Origin of the sequence: Actinomadura sp. 6K520 (assembly GCF_004349245.1) — a bacterium.
GTDB lineage: Bacteria > Actinomycetota > Actinomycetes > Streptosporangiales > Streptosporangiaceae > Spirillospora.
Genome location: NZ_SMLC01000024.1, coordinates 13,584 through 30,038, shown reverse-complemented (window position 1 = coordinate 30,038; position 16,455 = coordinate 13,584). Strand labels below are relative to the sequence as shown.

General features: G+C 73.8%; 14 protein-coding genes. 2 read left to right on the top strand and 12 right to left on the bottom strand.

The features are described from left to right. Window positions 1-93: 93 nt before the first annotated feature. Window positions 94-1,524 (bottom strand): adenosylhomocysteinase, encoded by a 1,431-nt coding sequence (gene ahcY / locus E1289_RS09245; RefSeq protein ID WP_131977444.1) that lies wholly within the window; start codon window positions 1,522-1,524, stop codon window positions 94-96. Between the two features lie 134 nt (window positions 1,525-1,658). Here ahcY and E1289_RS09240 point away from each other — a divergent pair, with 134 nt between their 5' ends. Continuing rightward, window positions 1,659-2,015, top strand: coding sequence for a MerR family DNA-binding transcriptional regulator (locus tag E1289_RS09240; RefSeq protein ID WP_131977441.1), 357 nt, complete (start codon window positions 1,659-1,661; stop codon window positions 2,013-2,015). Window positions 2,016-2,029: 14 nt separating this feature from the next. Here the strand turns inward: E1289_RS09240 and E1289_RS09235 are convergent, their stop codons facing one another. The 7 genes from E1289_RS09235 to E1289_RS09205 form a co-directional block, all read right to left on the bottom strand. Continuing rightward, a complete protein-coding gene (locus E1289_RS09235) occupies window positions 2,030-2,704 on the bottom strand; it encodes a response regulator transcription factor (protein ID WP_131977437.1) in 675 nt (224 codons plus the stop codon). Between the two features lie 27 nt (window positions 2,705-2,731). Then, the gene (locus E1289_RS39485) at window positions 2,732-4,354 is read right to left on the bottom strand and encodes a histidine kinase (RefSeq protein WP_243712713.1); all 1,623 of its coding nucleotides are present in this window, start codon (window positions 4,352-4,354) and stop codon (window positions 2,732-2,734) included. Between the two features lie 397 nt (window positions 4,355-4,751). Beyond that, window positions 4,752-5,729, bottom strand: a complete 978-nt coding sequence (locus tag E1289_RS09225; protein ID WP_131977434.1) for a cation diffusion facilitator family transporter — start codon at window positions 5,727-5,729, stop codon at window positions 4,752-4,754. A gap of 2 nt (window positions 5,730-5,731) precedes the next feature. After that, the gene (locus E1289_RS09220) at window positions 5,732-6,871 is read right to left on the bottom strand and encodes an SIS domain-containing protein (RefSeq protein ID WP_131977431.1); all 1,140 of its coding nucleotides are present in this window, start codon (window positions 6,869-6,871) and stop codon (window positions 5,732-5,734) included. A gap of 49 nt (window positions 6,872-6,920) precedes the next feature. Beyond that, window positions 6,921-7,103 (bottom strand): Trm112 family protein, encoded by a 183-nt coding sequence (locus E1289_RS09215; protein ID WP_131977428.1) that lies wholly within the window; start codon window positions 7,101-7,103, stop codon window positions 6,921-6,923. Window positions 7,104-7,142: 39 nt separating this feature from the next. Further along, window positions 7,143-8,498, bottom strand: coding sequence for a phosphomannomutase/phosphoglucomutase (locus E1289_RS09210; RefSeq protein ID WP_131977425.1), 1,356 nt, complete (start codon window positions 8,496-8,498; stop codon window positions 7,143-7,145). Between the two features lie 188 nt (window positions 8,499-8,686). Continuing rightward, window positions 8,687-9,067, bottom strand: coding sequence for a DUF3499 domain-containing protein (locus tag E1289_RS09205; protein WP_131977422.1), 381 nt, complete (start codon window positions 9,065-9,067; stop codon window positions 8,687-8,689). Between the two features lie 234 nt (window positions 9,068-9,301). Here E1289_RS09205 and E1289_RS09200 point away from each other — a divergent pair, with 234 nt between their 5' ends. Next, the gene (locus tag E1289_RS09200) at window positions 9,302-9,775 is read left to right on the top strand and encodes a metallopeptidase family protein (RefSeq protein WP_131977517.1); all 474 of its coding nucleotides are present in this window, start codon (window positions 9,302-9,304) and stop codon (window positions 9,773-9,775) included. A gap of 25 nt (window positions 9,776-9,800) precedes the next feature. On the opposite strand, the gene E1289_RS09195 is transcribed toward E1289_RS09200, so the two are convergent. The 4 genes from E1289_RS09195 to E1289_RS09180 all read right to left on the bottom strand — a co-directional run bounded on the left by E1289_RS09195 (window position 9,801) and on the right by E1289_RS09180 (window position 16,374). Continuing rightward, window positions 9,801-11,351 carry a DUF5719 family protein gene (locus E1289_RS09195; RefSeq protein ID WP_131977419.1) on the bottom strand — a complete coding sequence of 517 codons (1,551 nt, stop codon included), beginning with the start codon at window positions 11,349-11,351 and terminating at the stop codon, window positions 9,801-9,803. Continuing rightward, window positions 11,348-14,644 carry a glycosyltransferase family 2 protein gene (locus tag E1289_RS09190; protein ID WP_131977416.1) on the bottom strand — a complete coding sequence of 1,099 codons (3,297 nt, stop codon included), beginning with the start codon at window positions 14,642-14,644 and terminating at the stop codon, window positions 11,348-11,350. The genes E1289_RS09195 and E1289_RS09190 overlap by 4 nt, the downstream gene beginning before the upstream one ends. Before the next feature lie 203 nt (window positions 14,645-14,847). Then, window positions 14,848-15,111: a WhiB family transcriptional regulator gene (locus E1289_RS09185; RefSeq protein ID WP_021594342.1), complete on the bottom strand. Its 264-nt coding sequence runs from the start codon at window positions 15,109-15,111 to the stop codon at window positions 14,848-14,850. A 297-nt stretch (window positions 15,112-15,408) separates the two neighbouring features. Next, on the bottom strand, window positions 15,409-16,374 hold the full coding sequence (locus tag E1289_RS09180; RefSeq protein ID WP_131977413.1) for a hypothetical protein: 966 nt from the start codon (window positions 16,372-16,374) through the stop codon (window positions 15,409-15,411). Window positions 16,375-16,455 lie beyond the last annotated feature (81 nt).

Sequence of the window (16,455 nt, the reverse complement as noted above, 5' to 3'; positions counted from 1 at the left end):
CCGCTAGGCGAGTCGGAGCGATGCAGCAATCGCACGCGGTGCCCGTGGTGGAGGGCGCCCCAGCGCCCTCCACCACGGGCACCGCCAATAAACTCAGTAACGGTAGTGGTCGGGCTTGTAGGGGCCTTCGACATGGACGCCGATGTAGGCGGCCTGCTCCTTGGTCAGCTCGGTGAGCTTGACGCCGAGCGCGTCGAGGTGGAGGCGGGCGACCTTCTCGTCCAGGTGCTTCGGCAGGACGTACACGCCGATCGGGTACTCGTCGGTCTTGGTGAACAGCTCGATCTGCGCGATGACCTGGTTGGTGAACGAGTTCGACATCACGAACGACGGGTGGCCGGTGGCGCAGCCCAGGTTCATGAGGCGGCCCTCGGCCAGGACGATGATGGAGTGGCCGTCCGGGAAGCGCCACTCGTGCACCTGCGGCTTGATCTCGATCTTCTCGACGCCGGGGGTCTTGGCGAGGCCGGCCATGTCGATCTCGTTGTCGAAGTGCCCGATGTTGGACACGATCGCCTGGTGCTTCATCCGGCCCATGTGCTCGGCCGTGATGATGTTGAAGTTGCCGGTGGTGGTGACGAAGATGTCGGCGGTGTCGACGACGTCCTCCAGGGTGGTGACCTGGAAGCCGTCCATCGCGGCCTGCAGCGCGCAGATCGGGTCGATCTCCGTGACGATCACGCGGGCGCCCTGGCCGCGCAGCGCGTCGGCGCAGCCCTTGCCGACGTCGCCGTAGCCGCACACGACGGCGACCTTGCCGCCGATCAGGACGTCGGTGGCGCGGTTCAGGCCGTCGATGACGGAGTGGCGGCAGCCGTACTTGTTGTCGAACTTCGACTTGGTGACCGAGTCGTTGACGTTGATCGCCGGGAACGCCAGCGTGCCGGCCTTCGCCATCTCGTAGAGGCGGTGGACGCCGGTGGTGGTCTCCTCGGTGACGCCCTTGATCGCGGCGGCGGTCTCGGTCCAGCGGCCGGGCTTCTCGGCGATGGTGCGGCGGAGGGTGTCGAGGATGATGCCCCACTCCTCGGGGTCGTCCTCGGTGGCGGCGGGGACGGCGCCGGCCTTCTCGTACTCGGCGCCCTTGTGGACGAGCAGGGTCGCGTCGCCGCCGTCGTCCAGGATCATGTTCGGGCCGGTGCCGTCGGGCCACTGGAGGGCCTGGTCGGTGCACCACCAGTACTCTTCGAGCGTCTCGCCCTTCCAGGCGAACACCGGGACGCCCTGCGGGTCGTCGGCGGAGCCGTTCCGGCCCGCGACGACCGCGGCGGCGGCGTGGTCCTGGGTGGAGAAGATGTTGCAGGACACCCAGCGGACGTCGGCGCCGAGGTCCACCAGGGTCTCGATCAGCACGGCGGTCTGGATGGTCATGTGCAGCGAGCCCATGATCTTGGCGCCGCGCAGCGGCTGGGCGGCGGCGTACTCCTCGCGCACCGCCATCAGGCCCGGCATCTCGTGCTCGGCGAGCCGGATCTCCCGGCGCCCGAAGTCGGCCAGCGACAGGTCGGCGACCTTGTAGTCCATGCTTTCGTTGCTCCTTGGTCCGCGGGGATGCGGGTCGGTGCGCGGTGCGTCAACGCCGCGAGTCTACGGTCGGGGTACGGCCGCTGGCACGCCTGGAGGCGACTTCCTAACACAAATTTGTCAGAATGGGCCGCATGCGCATCACGGAGGCCGCCCAGCGGCTCGGCACCTCGCCCCGCATGCTCCGCTACCGCGAGGCCCTCGGGCTGCTGCCGTCCACCCGGGACGGGGTCTCCGGCAGAGGGCGCGGCGGCGGCCACCGGCAGTTCGGCGACACCGAGCTCCGGGCGGTCGCGCTCGCCCTCGCCCTGGAGAAGCGCTACGACATCGGCCCCGCCGAGCTGGCCTTCGGCCTCCGCGTCCTCGCCGAGCCCCAGGTGCAGGCACACGTCCGCGAACTGGGCGAACGCATCGGACGCCTCTCGGCCCCGCCCACCCGCGCCCTCGACTTCGAGAAGGAGAAGGCCATGCGCCTCCTGAGGAGGCGCTAGCCCGGGGGTGTTTATCAGTCGAGGGCGTTGCCGCCCGGGACCACTACGCCTGATTCGTAGGCGAGCATGACGGCCTGGGCGCGGTCGCGGAGGCCGAGTTTGGTGAAGACCCGCGCCACGTGGGTCTTCACGGTGTGCTCGCTGACCACGAGGCGTTCGGCGATCTCGCCGTTGGACAGGCCGCCGGCGATGAGGACGAGGACCTCCGACTCGCGGGCCGTCAGCGTCGACAGCTCCGACGGCGCCTGCGGCCGGTTGCGGCGCTGCCTGGTGAACTCGCGGATGAGCCGCCCGGTGACCTGCGGGGCGAGCAGGGAGTCGCCGCGCGCCACCACGCGGACGGCGGAGACCAGCTCGTCGGCCGTGGCGTCCTTCAGCAGGAAGCCGCTCGCGCCGACCGCGAGCGCCTCGTAGACGTACTCGTCCACGTCGAACGTCGTCAGCACCAGGACGCGGACGCCCTCGGAACCGGGCAGGGCGAGGATGCGGCGGGTCGCCTCGATACCGTCCATGCCGGGCATCCGGATGTCCATGACGACGACGTCGGGACGGCTGCGCTCGGCGATCCGGACCGCCTCGCGCCCGTCGCCCGCCTCGCCGATGACGGTGATGTCGTCCTGCGCGTCGAGGAGGGCGGCGAACCCGGCCCGCACGATCGTCTGGTCGTCGACGATCAGCACGCTGATCACCGCTGCCGCCCCCCGCGCCGCGCGGGGTCAGCGGCCGCCGGGACGCGCCTCCGGACCGTGTCCACGGGTGGAACTCCCCTCGCTCGCCAGCGGAAGCTCGGCCTCCACCAGGAAACCGCCCTCGGCGGCCGGGCCGGCGGAGAACCGTCCGCCCAGCATCGTCGCACGTTCCCGCATCCCGACGAGCCCGTGTCCGCCACCGGACTCCGGGGACTGCACGCGGGTCCGTCCGGCGGCCCCTGCCGCGGCACCGGACGCCGGGCCCGCGGGGTCGTCCAGTATCGCGGTACGGGAGGCGGGGTCGTCGCGGTTCAGCACCATGGTCGGCGCGGCCGGGTCCTGCCCCGGCGGGACGGGGCCGGGCGGCCCCGGCGGGTGCCGGCCGTCGTCGCGGACGCGGACCGCCAGCCGGTCCGGCAGGAACGTCAGGTCGACGCGCACCCCCGCGCCCGGCGCGTGCCGCCGGGCGTTCGTCAGCGCCTCCTGGACGATCCGGTACGCGGACAGCTCGACCGTCGTGGACAGCACCCGCGGGTCGCCGTGCACGGCGAGGTCGACGTCGCCGCCCGCGCCGCGGTGCTGCTCGATCAGGTCGGGCAGCCGGTCCAGCCGCGGCTGCGGGGAGTTGGCCGCCTCCGGCTCCGGGGTGGCGTCGGCGCGCAGCACGCTGAGCAGCCGCCGCATCTCCACCAGCGCCTCCCGCGCGGTCCTGGCGATCTCGGTGTAGCCGGCGCGGGCCTCGGGCGACAGGTTCTCCATCGTGTACGGGGCGGTCTCCGCCTGCACCGCGATCATCGAGACGGAGTGCGCGACCACGTCGTGCAGCTCGCGTGCGATGCGGGCGCGCTCGCGCATCACCGCCTGCTCGCGCTGGACGGCGGTGAGCCGGGTGAGGGTCTCGTTGGTGCGTTCGGCGGCCGCGGCCTCGGTGCGCCCGGCCGACTCCACGACGCGGCGCGCGTCGCCGAGGCCGATGGCCGCCAGCACGGCCAGGAACGCGGCCGGCCACGGGATCTCGTCCAGCGACCCCGCCGCCAGGTACACGACCGCGAGCGTGGCGACGCTGCCGGCCGCGAGGACGCCGGTGGACTGGCGGGGCAGCCGCCGTCCCAGCGCGTACAGCGTGTAGAGGGCCGCGAACCCGGTGGTGATGAGCAGGCTCTCGCCGGTGAGCAGGTTCGCCGCGACGGTGCCGAGCACCACCGCCGCGACCGGGCGCAGGCTCTCCCGACGCCAGACGAGCGGCAGCGTCGCCGCGACCGCGAACCCGCCAGCGAGGCTGACCGGCGACTCGGCGCGCGGCGCCAGCTCCGCGAGGGCGGCGACGGTCAGCGCGAGCCCCGTCAGCGGCGCGAAGTACCAGGAGGCGGCGAACTCCCGCCACGCGTTGATCCACCGGGGCAGCGGCGCGGTCGCCTCCGCCGGGCCGCCGGGCGGACCCGGCTGCGGCTGGCGCCCCACGCCGTTCAACCGTGCCGCCAGGCGGACGGCGGCCGGGCGCAGCAGGGTGCCGATGCCGGTCAGGAGCCACAGCAGCAGCTGGCCGACACCCGCTACGATCCGGCCGGACAGCCGCCACGCGTGGTGCGCGAGGGCCGGGCCGAACCCCGCGGGATCGGGTCCGGGCCGGGCCTTGTCATCGGAGGTCACCCTTCAATACTGACCGTTGGGACGCGTGGATACCTCACCGTGAGGATGTATGCGGGCCGGCCGGATCCGCCTGGAGTACCACCCGCTTTCCCTCCCTGAGGGGGACGTGCCGGGGACCAGCGCGAACGTAGTGTCTTAACCGTGACCGCGGCGGTGGCCGGCGCCGACGTAGGGGGTTCGGCGGGGCCACCGCGGTCACACCAGAACCGTCCGGTTTCAGGGGTCCGGGCGGGGACGCATGGGAAGCACCTCGCCGGACGGCCGCGGTACACGCCTCGTCAGGGGCACTCGCCGGTCTCGCCTGGGCTGGGGTCGGCCGGCACGGCGGCGGCCGCCCGGCGAGGGGTTCCCTGCCCGTCCCAGCCGCCCCGACGGGGCGGCCGGGACGGACGAACGGTCACGACGCCGGAGTCTCCGAGTCCTCCGCCGGCTTCGGGACCGCCGGGGTCTCTGCGCCCCCCGCGGCGGGCTCCCACAGCGCCGGCTCCAGATAGATCAGCTTCGCCTCGGGGAACTGCGACCGGATCTTCGCCTCGGCAGCGTCGATGCCGCGGGCCACGTCCACCGCCGTGTCGTCGTGGCTGACGGCGATCTTGGCGGCGATCAGCAGCTCCTCCGGGCCCATGTACTGGGTGCGGATGTGGACGAGCCGGTCGACCTGCTCCACCGACTCCAGCGCCTCGACGATCGCGCGCTCGACCTCGGGGTCGGCGCCCTCGCCGATCAGCAGGCTCTTGGTCTCGAACGCCAGGATCACCGCGATCACGGCGAGCAGGACACCGATTCCGATGGTGCCGATGCCGTCCCACACGCCGTCGCCGGTGACCACGGCCATCGTGACGCCGAACAGCGCGAAGAACAGGCCCACGAGGGCGCCCAGGTCCTCCAGGAGCACGACCGGAAGCTCGGGCGCCTTGGCGCGGCGGATGAACGACCACCAGGACTGGTCGCCGCGGACCTTGTTCGACTCCACGATCGCGGTGCGGAACGAGAAGATCTCCATGATGATCGCGGCGCCCAGCACCCCGAACGCCCAGCCCGGGGACTTGAGCTCCTCCGGGTGGGAGATCTTGTGGTAGCCCTCGTAGAGCGAGAACATCGCCCCGATGGTGAACAGGACGACCGCGACGACGAACGCGTAGAAGTAGCGCTCACGCCCGTAGCCGAACTGGTGTTGCTGCGTCCGGCCGCGCTTGGCGCGCTTGCCGCCCACCAGCAGCAGCGCCTGGTTTCCGGCGTCCGCCACCGAGTGGACCGACTCGGCGATCATCGACGACGAACCGGTGAACAGGAACGCGACGAACTTCGACGCCGCGATTCCGGTGTTGGCGAGCAGCGCGGCGACGATCGCCTTCGTTCCGCCCTCAGCACTCATCTCTAGGAAACCCTCGCCTTTAGTTCTTGGATGGCAGGCACCGGAGTGGGGTCCACGCCCAGCGCGATAGCCAAGTAAACCGTGACGTAGTCCGCCAGCGCGATGAGTGTCGCGATTCTCTCCAGCGGATGCTCGCCCTCGGCCCGGATCTCGGTGACCGCCACGCCCCGGTCGCGGGCCATCGCGGTGGACGCCTCGCACCGTTTGCGCATCCGGGGGTGTTCGTCCACGTCCCGCATCATCACGAGGTGCAGGCCGTGCTCGGGGTCGTCGGTGCGGTCGCGGAAGAAGTCGTCGGGATTTGAGGGGGAGCCGCCGCGGGCGAAGAAGCCGTCGAATGCCATCACCTGGTTGTGGTCCACCTCGGGGACCGCGCCGAAGATCCCCGGGTACTTGGCGTTCTCGTTCAGCTGGCAGCACATCCGGTAGGCCGCCGCCGCGGCGGGCGCCGTGGAGCCCCAGACCAGCGGGACGTCGCCGGCGAGGTCGAGCGCCATCCGCTTGGCCGGGTTCAGGAACGGCTCGCTGGACGGACGGCACCGGTGCGCGACGTCCTCCAGCAGGACGGCGGTGGACTCCAGCGTCTCGTCCGGCACCTGCGCCAAGCCCAGCGTCCGCGCGGCGAGGAGCACGGGGATCGTGAGGCCCCACAGCGCCGAACGCGGCTGCCCCACCGGGCGCACCGGGACGAACACCCCGCGGCTCCGGTCGGACAGGGCCACGAGCTGCGAATCCGCCCCGCCGACGAAGAGGAGCCTGCACCCCCGGCGGGCGGCCTCCGCGGCGACCTCAAGGGTCTCCTCGGTCTCCCCCGAGCGGGACACCGCGATGACGAGATCGGCGGCGCCCACCCAGCCGGGCAGCCGGTAGCCGCGCACGGTCGTCACCGGAATCGCGCATCCGGGCCCGCACACGGCGGCGAGGACGTCCCCGGACAGGCCCGCGGCGCCCATGCCGGCGACCACGATCGCGCGCGGCCTGCCGTCCTCGGCCAGCCCGGCGATGCCCGCCTCGGCCGCCGCCCGCTGCGCCTCCCGGACCTGCGCGGCCGACGACGCGACCTGCCGCAGCATCCCCGCGGGATCGGCCGCCTCGACCGCCGCCGCGTCCTCCAGCCGCGCGGGGTCGAGCCCCGCGCTCATCGCGCCGCCTCCGCCCGGCGGCCCCGTCTCGGTCCGCGCCGCGGGCCGGTCACGGAGCGGGGGTCCTGGCCTCGTCGACGAGCAGGACGGGGATGTCGTCGCGGACGGGATAGGCGTAGCCGCACGAGCCGGTGCACACCAGCTCGGCGGCGTCGTCGTCGGTGCGGAGGCCGCCGCCGCAGTTGGGGCAGGCGAGGATCTCCAGGAGCCAGGAGTCGAGATTCACCGTCATGGCAGCGTCTTTCCCTTCGCAATCACTTCTCCTGACCGGTCACTTCTCCCTGACGAGGGCCAGGACCTCGTCACGGATCGCCGCCATGGTCGCCTCGTCGCCCGCCTCCGCGTTGAGGCGCAGCAGCGGTTCGGTGTTGGACGGCCGCAGGTTGAACCACCATCCGGCGGCCTCGTCGCCCACGGTGAGCCCGTCGAGCTCGTCGATCGCGACACCGGGACGCCCCTCGAAGGCGGCGCGGACCTTCCCGGTGGCGGCCGCCTGGTCGGCGACCTCGCTGTTGATCTCGCCGGACGCCACGTACCGGGTGTACTCGCCGAGCAGCTCCGACAGCGGCCCGTCCTGCCGCCCGAGGGCCGCGAGGACGTGCAGGGCGGCCAGCATGCCCGAGTCGGCGAACCAGAAGTCGCGGAAGTAGAAGTGCGCCGAGTGCTCGCCGCCGAACACCGCGCCCGTCTCCGCCATCGTCTGCTTGATGAACGAGTGCCCGACGCGCGTCCGGACGGGGGTCCCGCCGTGCTCGGCGACGATCTCCGGGACGGCCCGCGAGGTGATCAGGTTGTGCACGATCGAGGAGCCGGGGTGCTTGGCCAGCTCGCGCGTCGCGACCAGCGCCGTGATCGCGGACGGGGCGACGATCTCGCCGCGCTCGTCCACGACGAAGCAGCGGTCGGCGTCGCCGTCGAACGCCAGCCCGATGTCGGCGCCGGTCTCCCGGACCGCGGCCTGCAGGTCGCGCAGGTTCTCCGGCTCGATCGGGTTGGCCTCGTGGTTGGGGAAGGTGCCGTCCAGCTCGAAGTACAGCGGCACCAGGTCGATCGGCAGGCCCTCGAACACCGGCGGGACGGTGTGGCCGCCCATGCCGTTGCCCGCGTCCACGACGACCTTGAGCGGGCGGATCGACGCCAGGTCGACGAGCGTCTTCAGGTGGTCGGCGTAGCCCTTGAGGATGTCGCGCCGCGACACCGTGCCCGGCTCGCCGGCGTAGCCGGGGACGCCGTTCTCGATCATTTCGCGGATGTCGGCGAGGCCGGTGTCCTGCCCGACGGGCCGGGCGCCGGAGCGGCACAGCTTCAGCCCGTTGTACTTGGCGGGGTTGTGGCTCGCGGTGAACATCGCGCCGGGCAGGTCGAGGCTGCCGCTGGCGTAGTAGAGCAGGTCCGTGGAGCCCAGCCCGGCCTCGATCACGTCCGCGCCCTGCGAGGTCGCGCCCCGCGCGAACGCCTCCGCGAGCGGGACCGACGACTCCCGCATGTCGTGCGCGGTGACGATCGCGCTCGCCCCGGTCACCCGGACGAAGGCCGCGCCCGCCGCCTCGGCGGTCGCGGCGTCGAGCTCGTCCGGCACGACACCGCGGATGTCGTACGCCTTGAAGATCTTGGCGAGGTCGCCCACTCCTGCTCCCTGTCCGAAGAGGCCGGCCCGGTGGGAACCCGGCCCGGATGCGCGCCGCCCGGAGGCGGCGGCCCCGGAAACGGCGACAGGGACACGAGCCTACCGGGACGGGCGGACGCGGCCGGACGCGAAGTCCCCACACCGGCGCCGGGACGTCCCGCGGGCGGACCTTCCCCCGCGCGCGGTCCTCATTCCTGGCCGGGCTGCGTCGCCGCGGGCTCCGAGCGGAGCACCCGCAGGTGGCCGCGGCGGCCGACCTCGGTGCCCTGGCCGACCGGTTCCTGGCCGGGGCCGGGGCCGGGCTTGGCGGCCTCGCGGACGGCGTCGGCGAGGGCCTCCAGGTCGTCCGCGCTGGGCTCGGCCTCCTCCTCGACCGGCAGCCGCACCAGCTCCCAGCCCATCGGGGCGGTGAGCCGCTCGGAATGCTCCGCGCACAGGTCGTAGCAGTGCGGCTCGGCGTACGTGGCCAGCGGCCCCAGGACCGCGGTGGAGTCACGGTAGACGTACGTGAGCGTGAACACTGCAGGCGCCTTGCAGGCGGTGCGGGAGCAGGTACGGACGGGGCTCACGATGGCTGACCGTACCTCCCTCCCCCCGGCTCCGCCACCACCCGGGCGCACGTGTCGCCGTTACCGGGCGATTTCCGGGGTAACAACTACATTCCGTATGGACTCCGACCCGCACCGTGCGGCGTCCGGACGGGGGCCGCCGGCCGGTGCGGCCGAGGCCCCTCCCGGCGCCCGGCCCGTGACGCCCGATGGCACGTGCGGCGGCAGAGGTACTCTTGAGGCGTGCGATCCCGTGTGGCAGGCGTACGGCGTCGCGATCGGCGCGGTCGCGGCGTTCGCGGTCCTCTGGCACCCCCGCAGGCGCCGGTCTCGCGCACCCGCGCGGAGCGGTTCGACGACCTCGTGGACGACGAGGTCCGGCGGCTGCACCTGCGCTGGGGCCGGGAACTGGCCGGGGTCGCCTTCACGGTCGAGGAGGTCCCGAGCGTCGAGCCCTGGTTCGACGGCCCGATCCCGCTCGGGCAGACCGTCCCGCAGCCCCCGCCCGCCGGTCGGCCGGCGGACCCCGCCCGGCCTTCCGGCCCCGGTGCCGCCGAGAGCGGCGGGCAGGTGCGCATCGTGGTGTTCCGCCGTCCCGTCGAGGCCCGCGCCACCGGGGAGGCGGAGATGTCCCTGCTGATCCGCGACCTGCTCGTCGAGGAGGTCGCCGACCTGCTCGGCCTGTCCCCCGAGTCCGTCGACCCGAGCTACGACTCTCCCGACGACTGAACCTCCCGGCGGGCGCGCGGGCGCCCTAGCCGGGGATGAGCGCGGTCTGCGAGTCGGCCGTGTCCGGCAGGTGGATGGTCGTGCGCGCGGGGATGATCGGCAGGACCGTGAACAGGTACCCGCCGCCCTTGCCCGTGGCGAGGACGCGGGAGGCGTGGACGGGGCCCGAACCGGGCTTCGGGACGATCACGGCGCCGTAGGCCGCGTCGTCCCCGCCGCTCCCGCCGTTCCCGGCCGGGGCCTCCAGTTCGGTCCGGACGGTGCTCCCGGCCGGGATCCTGATGTCCTTGGGGGCGCTCGCGCCGTCCGCGTTCAGGGTCCTGACCTGGACGGTCGCCGCAGCGGCCGGGGCGCTGAGCAGGAGGGCGGAGTCGAAACGGTTGTCGGCGACGATGCCGGGCCCGGACCCGGTGAGCGGCGGGGTGGCGGTGCCGTAGCCGATGTCGGCGCCACGCTCGGCGGCGAAGCCCGCGATGATCGGGCGATCGGCGAGAAGCCGGACGGAGGCCGCCTTCCCGAGGAGGGCGCGGTCGAGGCCGACGGACGTGACGGTCCTCGCGGGGGCGTCCAGGATCTCCCGGCCCTGCGGGGTGTACGTGCCCTCCGTGGTGATCACCTGCACCCTGACCTGCGCGTCGGACTCGCCGGGCACGGTGACGAGCAGGCGGCGTTCACCGGCGCCGTCCGGCACCCCGGGGACGATCAGCGACGGCGCGGCGGCGTGCGCGCGCGGCAGCCACTCGATGCCCTTCTTCGCGCCGATCCGGACGCGCACGGACGCCGCGACGCGGCCGGTGCTCGTCCGGACGCGCAGGCCGAGGTCGGCGGCGGACTTCACGACGTCGCCGAGGCCCTCGGCCGACTCACCGATCTTCACGACCCTGGTGCTGTAGGGGTCGACGCGTATGCCGCGGCCGTCGACGCTCTCAAGGGGGCCTTCGCCGGAGAGGGCGGTGAGGTCCACGAACGCGGGCTGGGCGTCGACGTTGGTGAGGTAGAGGTCGAGTTCGTCGGCGGAGTCCGGGCCGGGGCCCACGAACCACTGGTCGGTGCCGGGGGCGGCGCAGCGGGCGCCGGCGAGACCGCGGTCGGGGCCGCCGCCCCAGTGGGTGGTCTGCTCGGCCTCCAGCCCGGCGGCCATGGCCCCGGTGGCGCGGAGGGTGTAGGAGTCCTCGCCGGACTTGGTCTTCTCGTCCCAGCCCTGGCCGGGCGCCGACATGGCCCCGAGCGCGGGGCCGCCCTTGGTCGGCGTCATGGCGACGCTTCCGCCGCCCTTCCGGTCGGGGAGGGACTGCATGGCCAGCCGGCCGCCCTCGTGGCCCGGGCACACCATCACGGCGGTGGTGATGAAAGCCTTGCGGCCGTCCTCGGAGGCTTCTCCCGGGCGGGAGAACGTCGCCGCCCCGTACAGCGACGCGAGGGCGACGAGCACCAGGGCCGCGGTGGCGTAGCGGAGGGTGAGCAGGCGCAGGATCTTGTCAAGGTCCACGTCCTTGACGCCGGCCTTCAGGTTCGGCTTCAAGTTCGGCTTCAGCTTCGGGTGCAGCTTGAGCCTCGGCTTGAGGTTCGGCTTCACGACACCTCCTCCGGGCTGCGCGCCGCCACCGGTTCGGGGGCCGGGGCCTCCTCGTGCCGGACGCGGGGGCGGTGGTGACCGCGGCGGCGGCCCCGCCTGCCACGGCGCCGCTCGCGTTCACCGGAGAACGGCCCGCCGAAGGGCAGGGTGTCGGCCCGCGCACCGGGCATCGCGAGCGCGACCACCAGCAGGACGGCGATGCCCTGGACGATCAGCCACGCGTGCCGCATGGTCATGGACCTGTCCAGCCGGAACTCTCCGCCGGCGGCGGGGATGTCGTAGCCCTGCGCCCAGCCGTCCACCGTCCGCGCCCTGGCCTCCCGGCCGTTCAGGGTCGCCCGCCACCCGCCGTCGGCGGGTTCGGCCAGGAGCAGGGTGCGCCGGGCGTTCCCGGGCGGAATCTGTGCGCGGGCATCGATGCGTCCCGCGCGCAGTGGCGTCACGGTGTCGCCTTCGACGAGCATCATGCGGGCGGACGGCGAGTGGAGCCGCCACACGGCGAACGTCCGCGTGCGGCTGAGGCGCATCAGTTCGGGCGCCGCGTCGAGGGCCCTGGTGATGGGGTCCGTCCGGGGGTAGGGCACGACGATGTACTGGACGCCCATCCGGGTCAGCGCGGGCCCGGCGTCGCCTTCCTGGCCGGCGACCAGACCGGCGACGAGGCCGTCCAGCCGGTCGCGTGCCACGCCGTCCGCCATGACCTCCGATTCGCCGATCCGCGGGCCCGCGTCCCTCAGGACCGTGTAGGAGACGCGTCCCGCCGGCTCCTTGTGCAGGACGAGTGTCCGCGCCCCGCCGGGTGCGTGCACGAACGCGGGAACCGTGTCGGGGTCGACCTCGGTCAGCGGGCCGCCCGCGCCCCCGGCGATCCAGAACCCGGCGGCCAGCACGGGAGCGCTGAGCGCGGCGAGGGACACCGCCGCCCCGCCCGTCCGGTAGAGCGGATGACCGCTCGCCAGGGCCTCGGTGGCGCGCAGGACCGCAGCGGTCGCGGCGAAGAGCACCCCGGCGCCCGCGAAGATCAGCGCGACGCCCGGCCAGGCGGGCGCCGCGTCGGCGCCCTTGGTCACGGTGGCGGCGCTGGTCAGCGTCGCGACGAGCAGCCCGAAGATGGCCAGCAGCCAGCCGGCGAGGACGGCGTTGCGGCGGCAGCGCAGCGGCAGCGCGCACACGGCGACGGCGAACAGCCCGGCCAGCGCCCACCGCGCGGGGGTGCCGGGGCCGCCCGGGTCGAGGAGCAGCAGGTCGGCCGCGGCGGCGGGCTCGAACCGCCGGTGCAGGCCCGCCTCCGTGAGGAACAGCGACGGGTTCAGCAGGAGGCCGGCCGTCCACGGGAGCAGCAGCAGCGGCGGGACGCCGAGCGCGACGGCGAGGTGCCGCCGCCCGCGCGGCCCCGGCCGGTCGAACAGCGCCCAGACCATCGCGGCCGCGGCGACGCCGAGCAGCCAGGTGATCGGGACGAACGCCATCGCGACGGCCAGCAGCAGCGCGACCGTCCACGCGGACCGCCCGGTGCGTTTGCGCAGCGCCCGGGCGTCGAGGGCGCCGTCGCCGTCCTTCGGTGCGCACGCGCGCGGGACTCCGTACACGCGGGCGGCGTGCACGGCGATCAGCGGGAGCAGCACGTGGACGACGGCCGTCCCGAGGCGTCCGCCGGCGATGGCTCCGGTGGCGGCGGGCAGCAGCGCGTACACGGCGGCGAACCACGCCCGGACGGCGGCGACGGGGACGCGCAGGCCGCTCGGGCGAGCGCGCTGCCCGGCGCGCGGCGGGGCCGCCACCAGCAGCCGGGACGCGTAGTAGGCGGTGAGCCCGGCGAGCGGCACGCTCCCCAGCAGCAGGGCCGACACCGCCAGCCACGGCTTGCCGAACAGGACCGTGGACAGGACGGCGAGGAGCCCGACGTACGGCGGGCTGCCCGCGTCGCTGCCGAGCCCGACCGGATGCCAGCCGGAGAGGTACTGCGCCCACAGGTCGCTCGCGCCGCCCCACGCGGGCACGAGCGCGCCGCCGCCGAGCCGCCCGGCGGCGGTGAGCAGGGAGCGCTCGGCGGCGACCGCGACGGCGGCCAGCGCCAGCACGACGAGGACGCCGGGGCGGGCGAGGAACCGGCGGACCGGGCCGGGCTCGCCGGAGACCTGCTCCCCGTCGGCGTCCTCCCGGTCGCGCTCCCGGTCGCGCTCGTGGGCGGCGAGGTACTCCGCGACCGCCTCGACCGTGCGGCGCAGGACGATGCGGCGGGCCTGGAAGCGCCGGACGCTGCGGTGCACGCGCGTCCGGCCGTCCGCCCTGGCGGCCCGCGCGCGCCGCAGCCGGCCCGGGTCGCGCAGCACGTCGCCGAGCGCGCGGATCTCCTCGCGGGCCGCCACCGGCCGCTTGGTGAGCACCAGGTAGAGCGCGTGGACGAGGGACGCCCAGACGTTGCGGGCCAGCGCCCGCGCCATCGCGGGGAGCGGCTGGTTGACGAGCAGCGTGTGGATCGCGTTGCGGCGGTCGCGGCGGGCCGGGTGCTCGGCGGTCATGCCGATCTCGCGGAGCCCCCGCCGGGCCGCCTCCGCGTGGTACACGACCGCGTCGCTCGCGGTCACCACCCGGTGCCCGGCGGCGTGCACCCGCCAGCAGAAGTCCAGGTCGTCGCGGAAGATGCCGTACTCGACGTCGAAGCCGCCGAGCCGGTCCCACACGTCGCGGCGGACCAGCATCCCGGCGCTGCCGACGGCCAGCACGTCGCGGACGCCGTCGTGCTGCCCCTGGTCGAACTCGCGCCGGTCCAGGCCCGTCTCGCGGCGTCCGGCGGCGTCGACGGTGACGCCCAGCTCGCGCAGGACGTGCCGGTCGTCCCAGTCGCGGACCTTGGGGCCGAGAACCGCCACGTTGGGGTCGGTGTCCGCGGTCCGCAGCAGATGGGCGAGGGCGTCGGGCGCGGGCGCGGAGTCGTCGTGCAGAAGCCAGATCCACTCGGTGCGCGCCGGGGTGTCGTAGGGGGTCGGCTGGGTGAAGGCGGGCGCGGTGTCGTCGTCGGGGACGGGGGCGGACGCGGCGTCCTGGCGGAGGGCCTCCGCGACGGCCTCCCCGTAGCCGGTGGTGCGCGGCAGCGTGAGGACCGCGGGCCGGCCGAGCACCTCGGCGAGGACCGCGGGCCCGCGGTCGCGGCTTCCGGTGTCCACGGTCACGAGGCGCTGCACCGGACGCGCCTGCGTCAGCAGCGCCTTCAGCGTCTCCGGGAGCCACCGCCCGCCGTCGTGGGTGACGAGGACGGCCGTGACGACATGGCGATCGAGAGTGGGGGCCAAGGGGTCGCTCGATCTGTGGGACGACAGTTACGTGGCTGTTACGACAGCAGCCGTGCCGGCCGAGGGCCGGCACGGCTGACAACTGTACGCGTGGCCGCGCCGCGCACGCCCTGGATCGCCGAGATCCGGGTGCGCGGCCGGTCCGCCGGGTCTCCCCCGTCGAAGACCCCGGGCATGCCCGCGGACCGCGCGGCCGGCCGGCGCTAGACCGCCTGGCGCTTCAGCTTGCGGCGTTCCCGCTCGGAGAGCCCTCCCCAGATGCCGAAACGTTCGTCGTGCTGCAGCGCGTACTCAAGGCACTCCGTACGCACCTCGCATGCCCGGCACACCTTCTTGGCCTCGCGAGTGGAGCCGCCCTTCTCCGGAAAAAACGCCTCCGGGTCGGTCTGCGCGCACAGTGCGCGCTCCTGCCAGCCCAACTCTTCACCGTCTGTGCCGTGCGCCAGCGGGATGACCACCTCGCTCACAGCGCACCTCCCTGCCCGTGGAACCCCCTGGTCAATGCCATCCCTCCGGTTACTTCCCCCGGGAAGGCATCGAAACTACACCGACGAAATTACACGCGTGTAGCGCCCGCCCCGTCAAGCCGGAAAGCTTTCCGGGGTGACTTAGCCGGTTATGCCGGGCGAGCGAACTGACCCGTGGAGGAAGATCGGTAAAATCGGCGGTCACCGCCGAGCGCGGCGGCGGGGTTCAACGGCCGGGTGCAACCGCCGGGTCAATCGGGGGTTCGACCGCCGGGGTCCGGTGCCGGGGCGGCCGGCTCACTGCGCGGGCGGGGGACGGTTGTCCCGGTACCAGTCGCCGTCGTCGGGGCGCTGCTCACCGCCGGGCGCGGGCTGGGTGCCCTGCGGCCCCTGCTCCGGGCCCGAACCGCCGTACTGGCGGGTCCACTCGCCCATCTCCTCCTGGTCGGAGGTGGGCTGAGCGCCCTGCCCGTAGCCCTGCTGGCCGCCCGTCTGATAGCCGCCCTGCTGGCCGTACTGCTGGTAGTCCTGCGGCTGGCCGTACTGCTGCTGCCCGTACTGCTGCTGGCCGTACTGCTCCTGGCCGTACTGCTGCTGCTCGTAGCCCGGCTGCCCCGGCTGCCCCGGCTGCTCGTAGCCGGGCCGCCCCGCCTGCTGCCCCTCGGCACCGGGCTGCTGGCCGTACTGCTGGTACTGCTGGTACTGCTGCTGCCCGTAGCCCTGCTGGCCGTACTGCTGCTGGCCCGGCTGACCGGGCTGGCCCTGCTGGTAGCCGAAGTCGGGGTAGCCCTGCGGCATCTGCTGCTGGCCCGGCTGCGGACGCGGCGGCTGCATCCCCTTGAAGACGGTGTAGACGTACCAGGCGCCGACGCCGACCACGGCGAGCTTCCCGGCACCGAGGAGGAACACCGACAGCTTCGTGAGCGCGCCCGCGGACTCGGAGTCGGTGAGCATCCCGCTCAGCCAGGCGAGGAGGCCGAACACCGCGATGCCGCCGAGCACCCCGAGGGCGCCCATGGTGATCGTCCGGGCCTGCGGTGTGGGGCGCTCGCCCCAGGTCACCAGCAGGACGGCGAGGACGAGGATGCCGACGATCCCGATCTGGAGGAACATCCCGTCACGGGTCTCGAGCAGGGCACGGAAGGTGAACGTGCCATCATCGCCGATGAGCGTGATGATGCCCGCGAGCAGCTGTACGCCCGCCGACGCGAGCAGTACCCAGGCGGCCGGTTCGCGCAGGCGCTGGACGGCTTCCTTGTTCACGGTGACATCTCCAGACAGAGGCGACGCGATTACACGCCAAAGCTTGGCATAGATTCGCCCCGCGAACCCACCGGGGCGGGC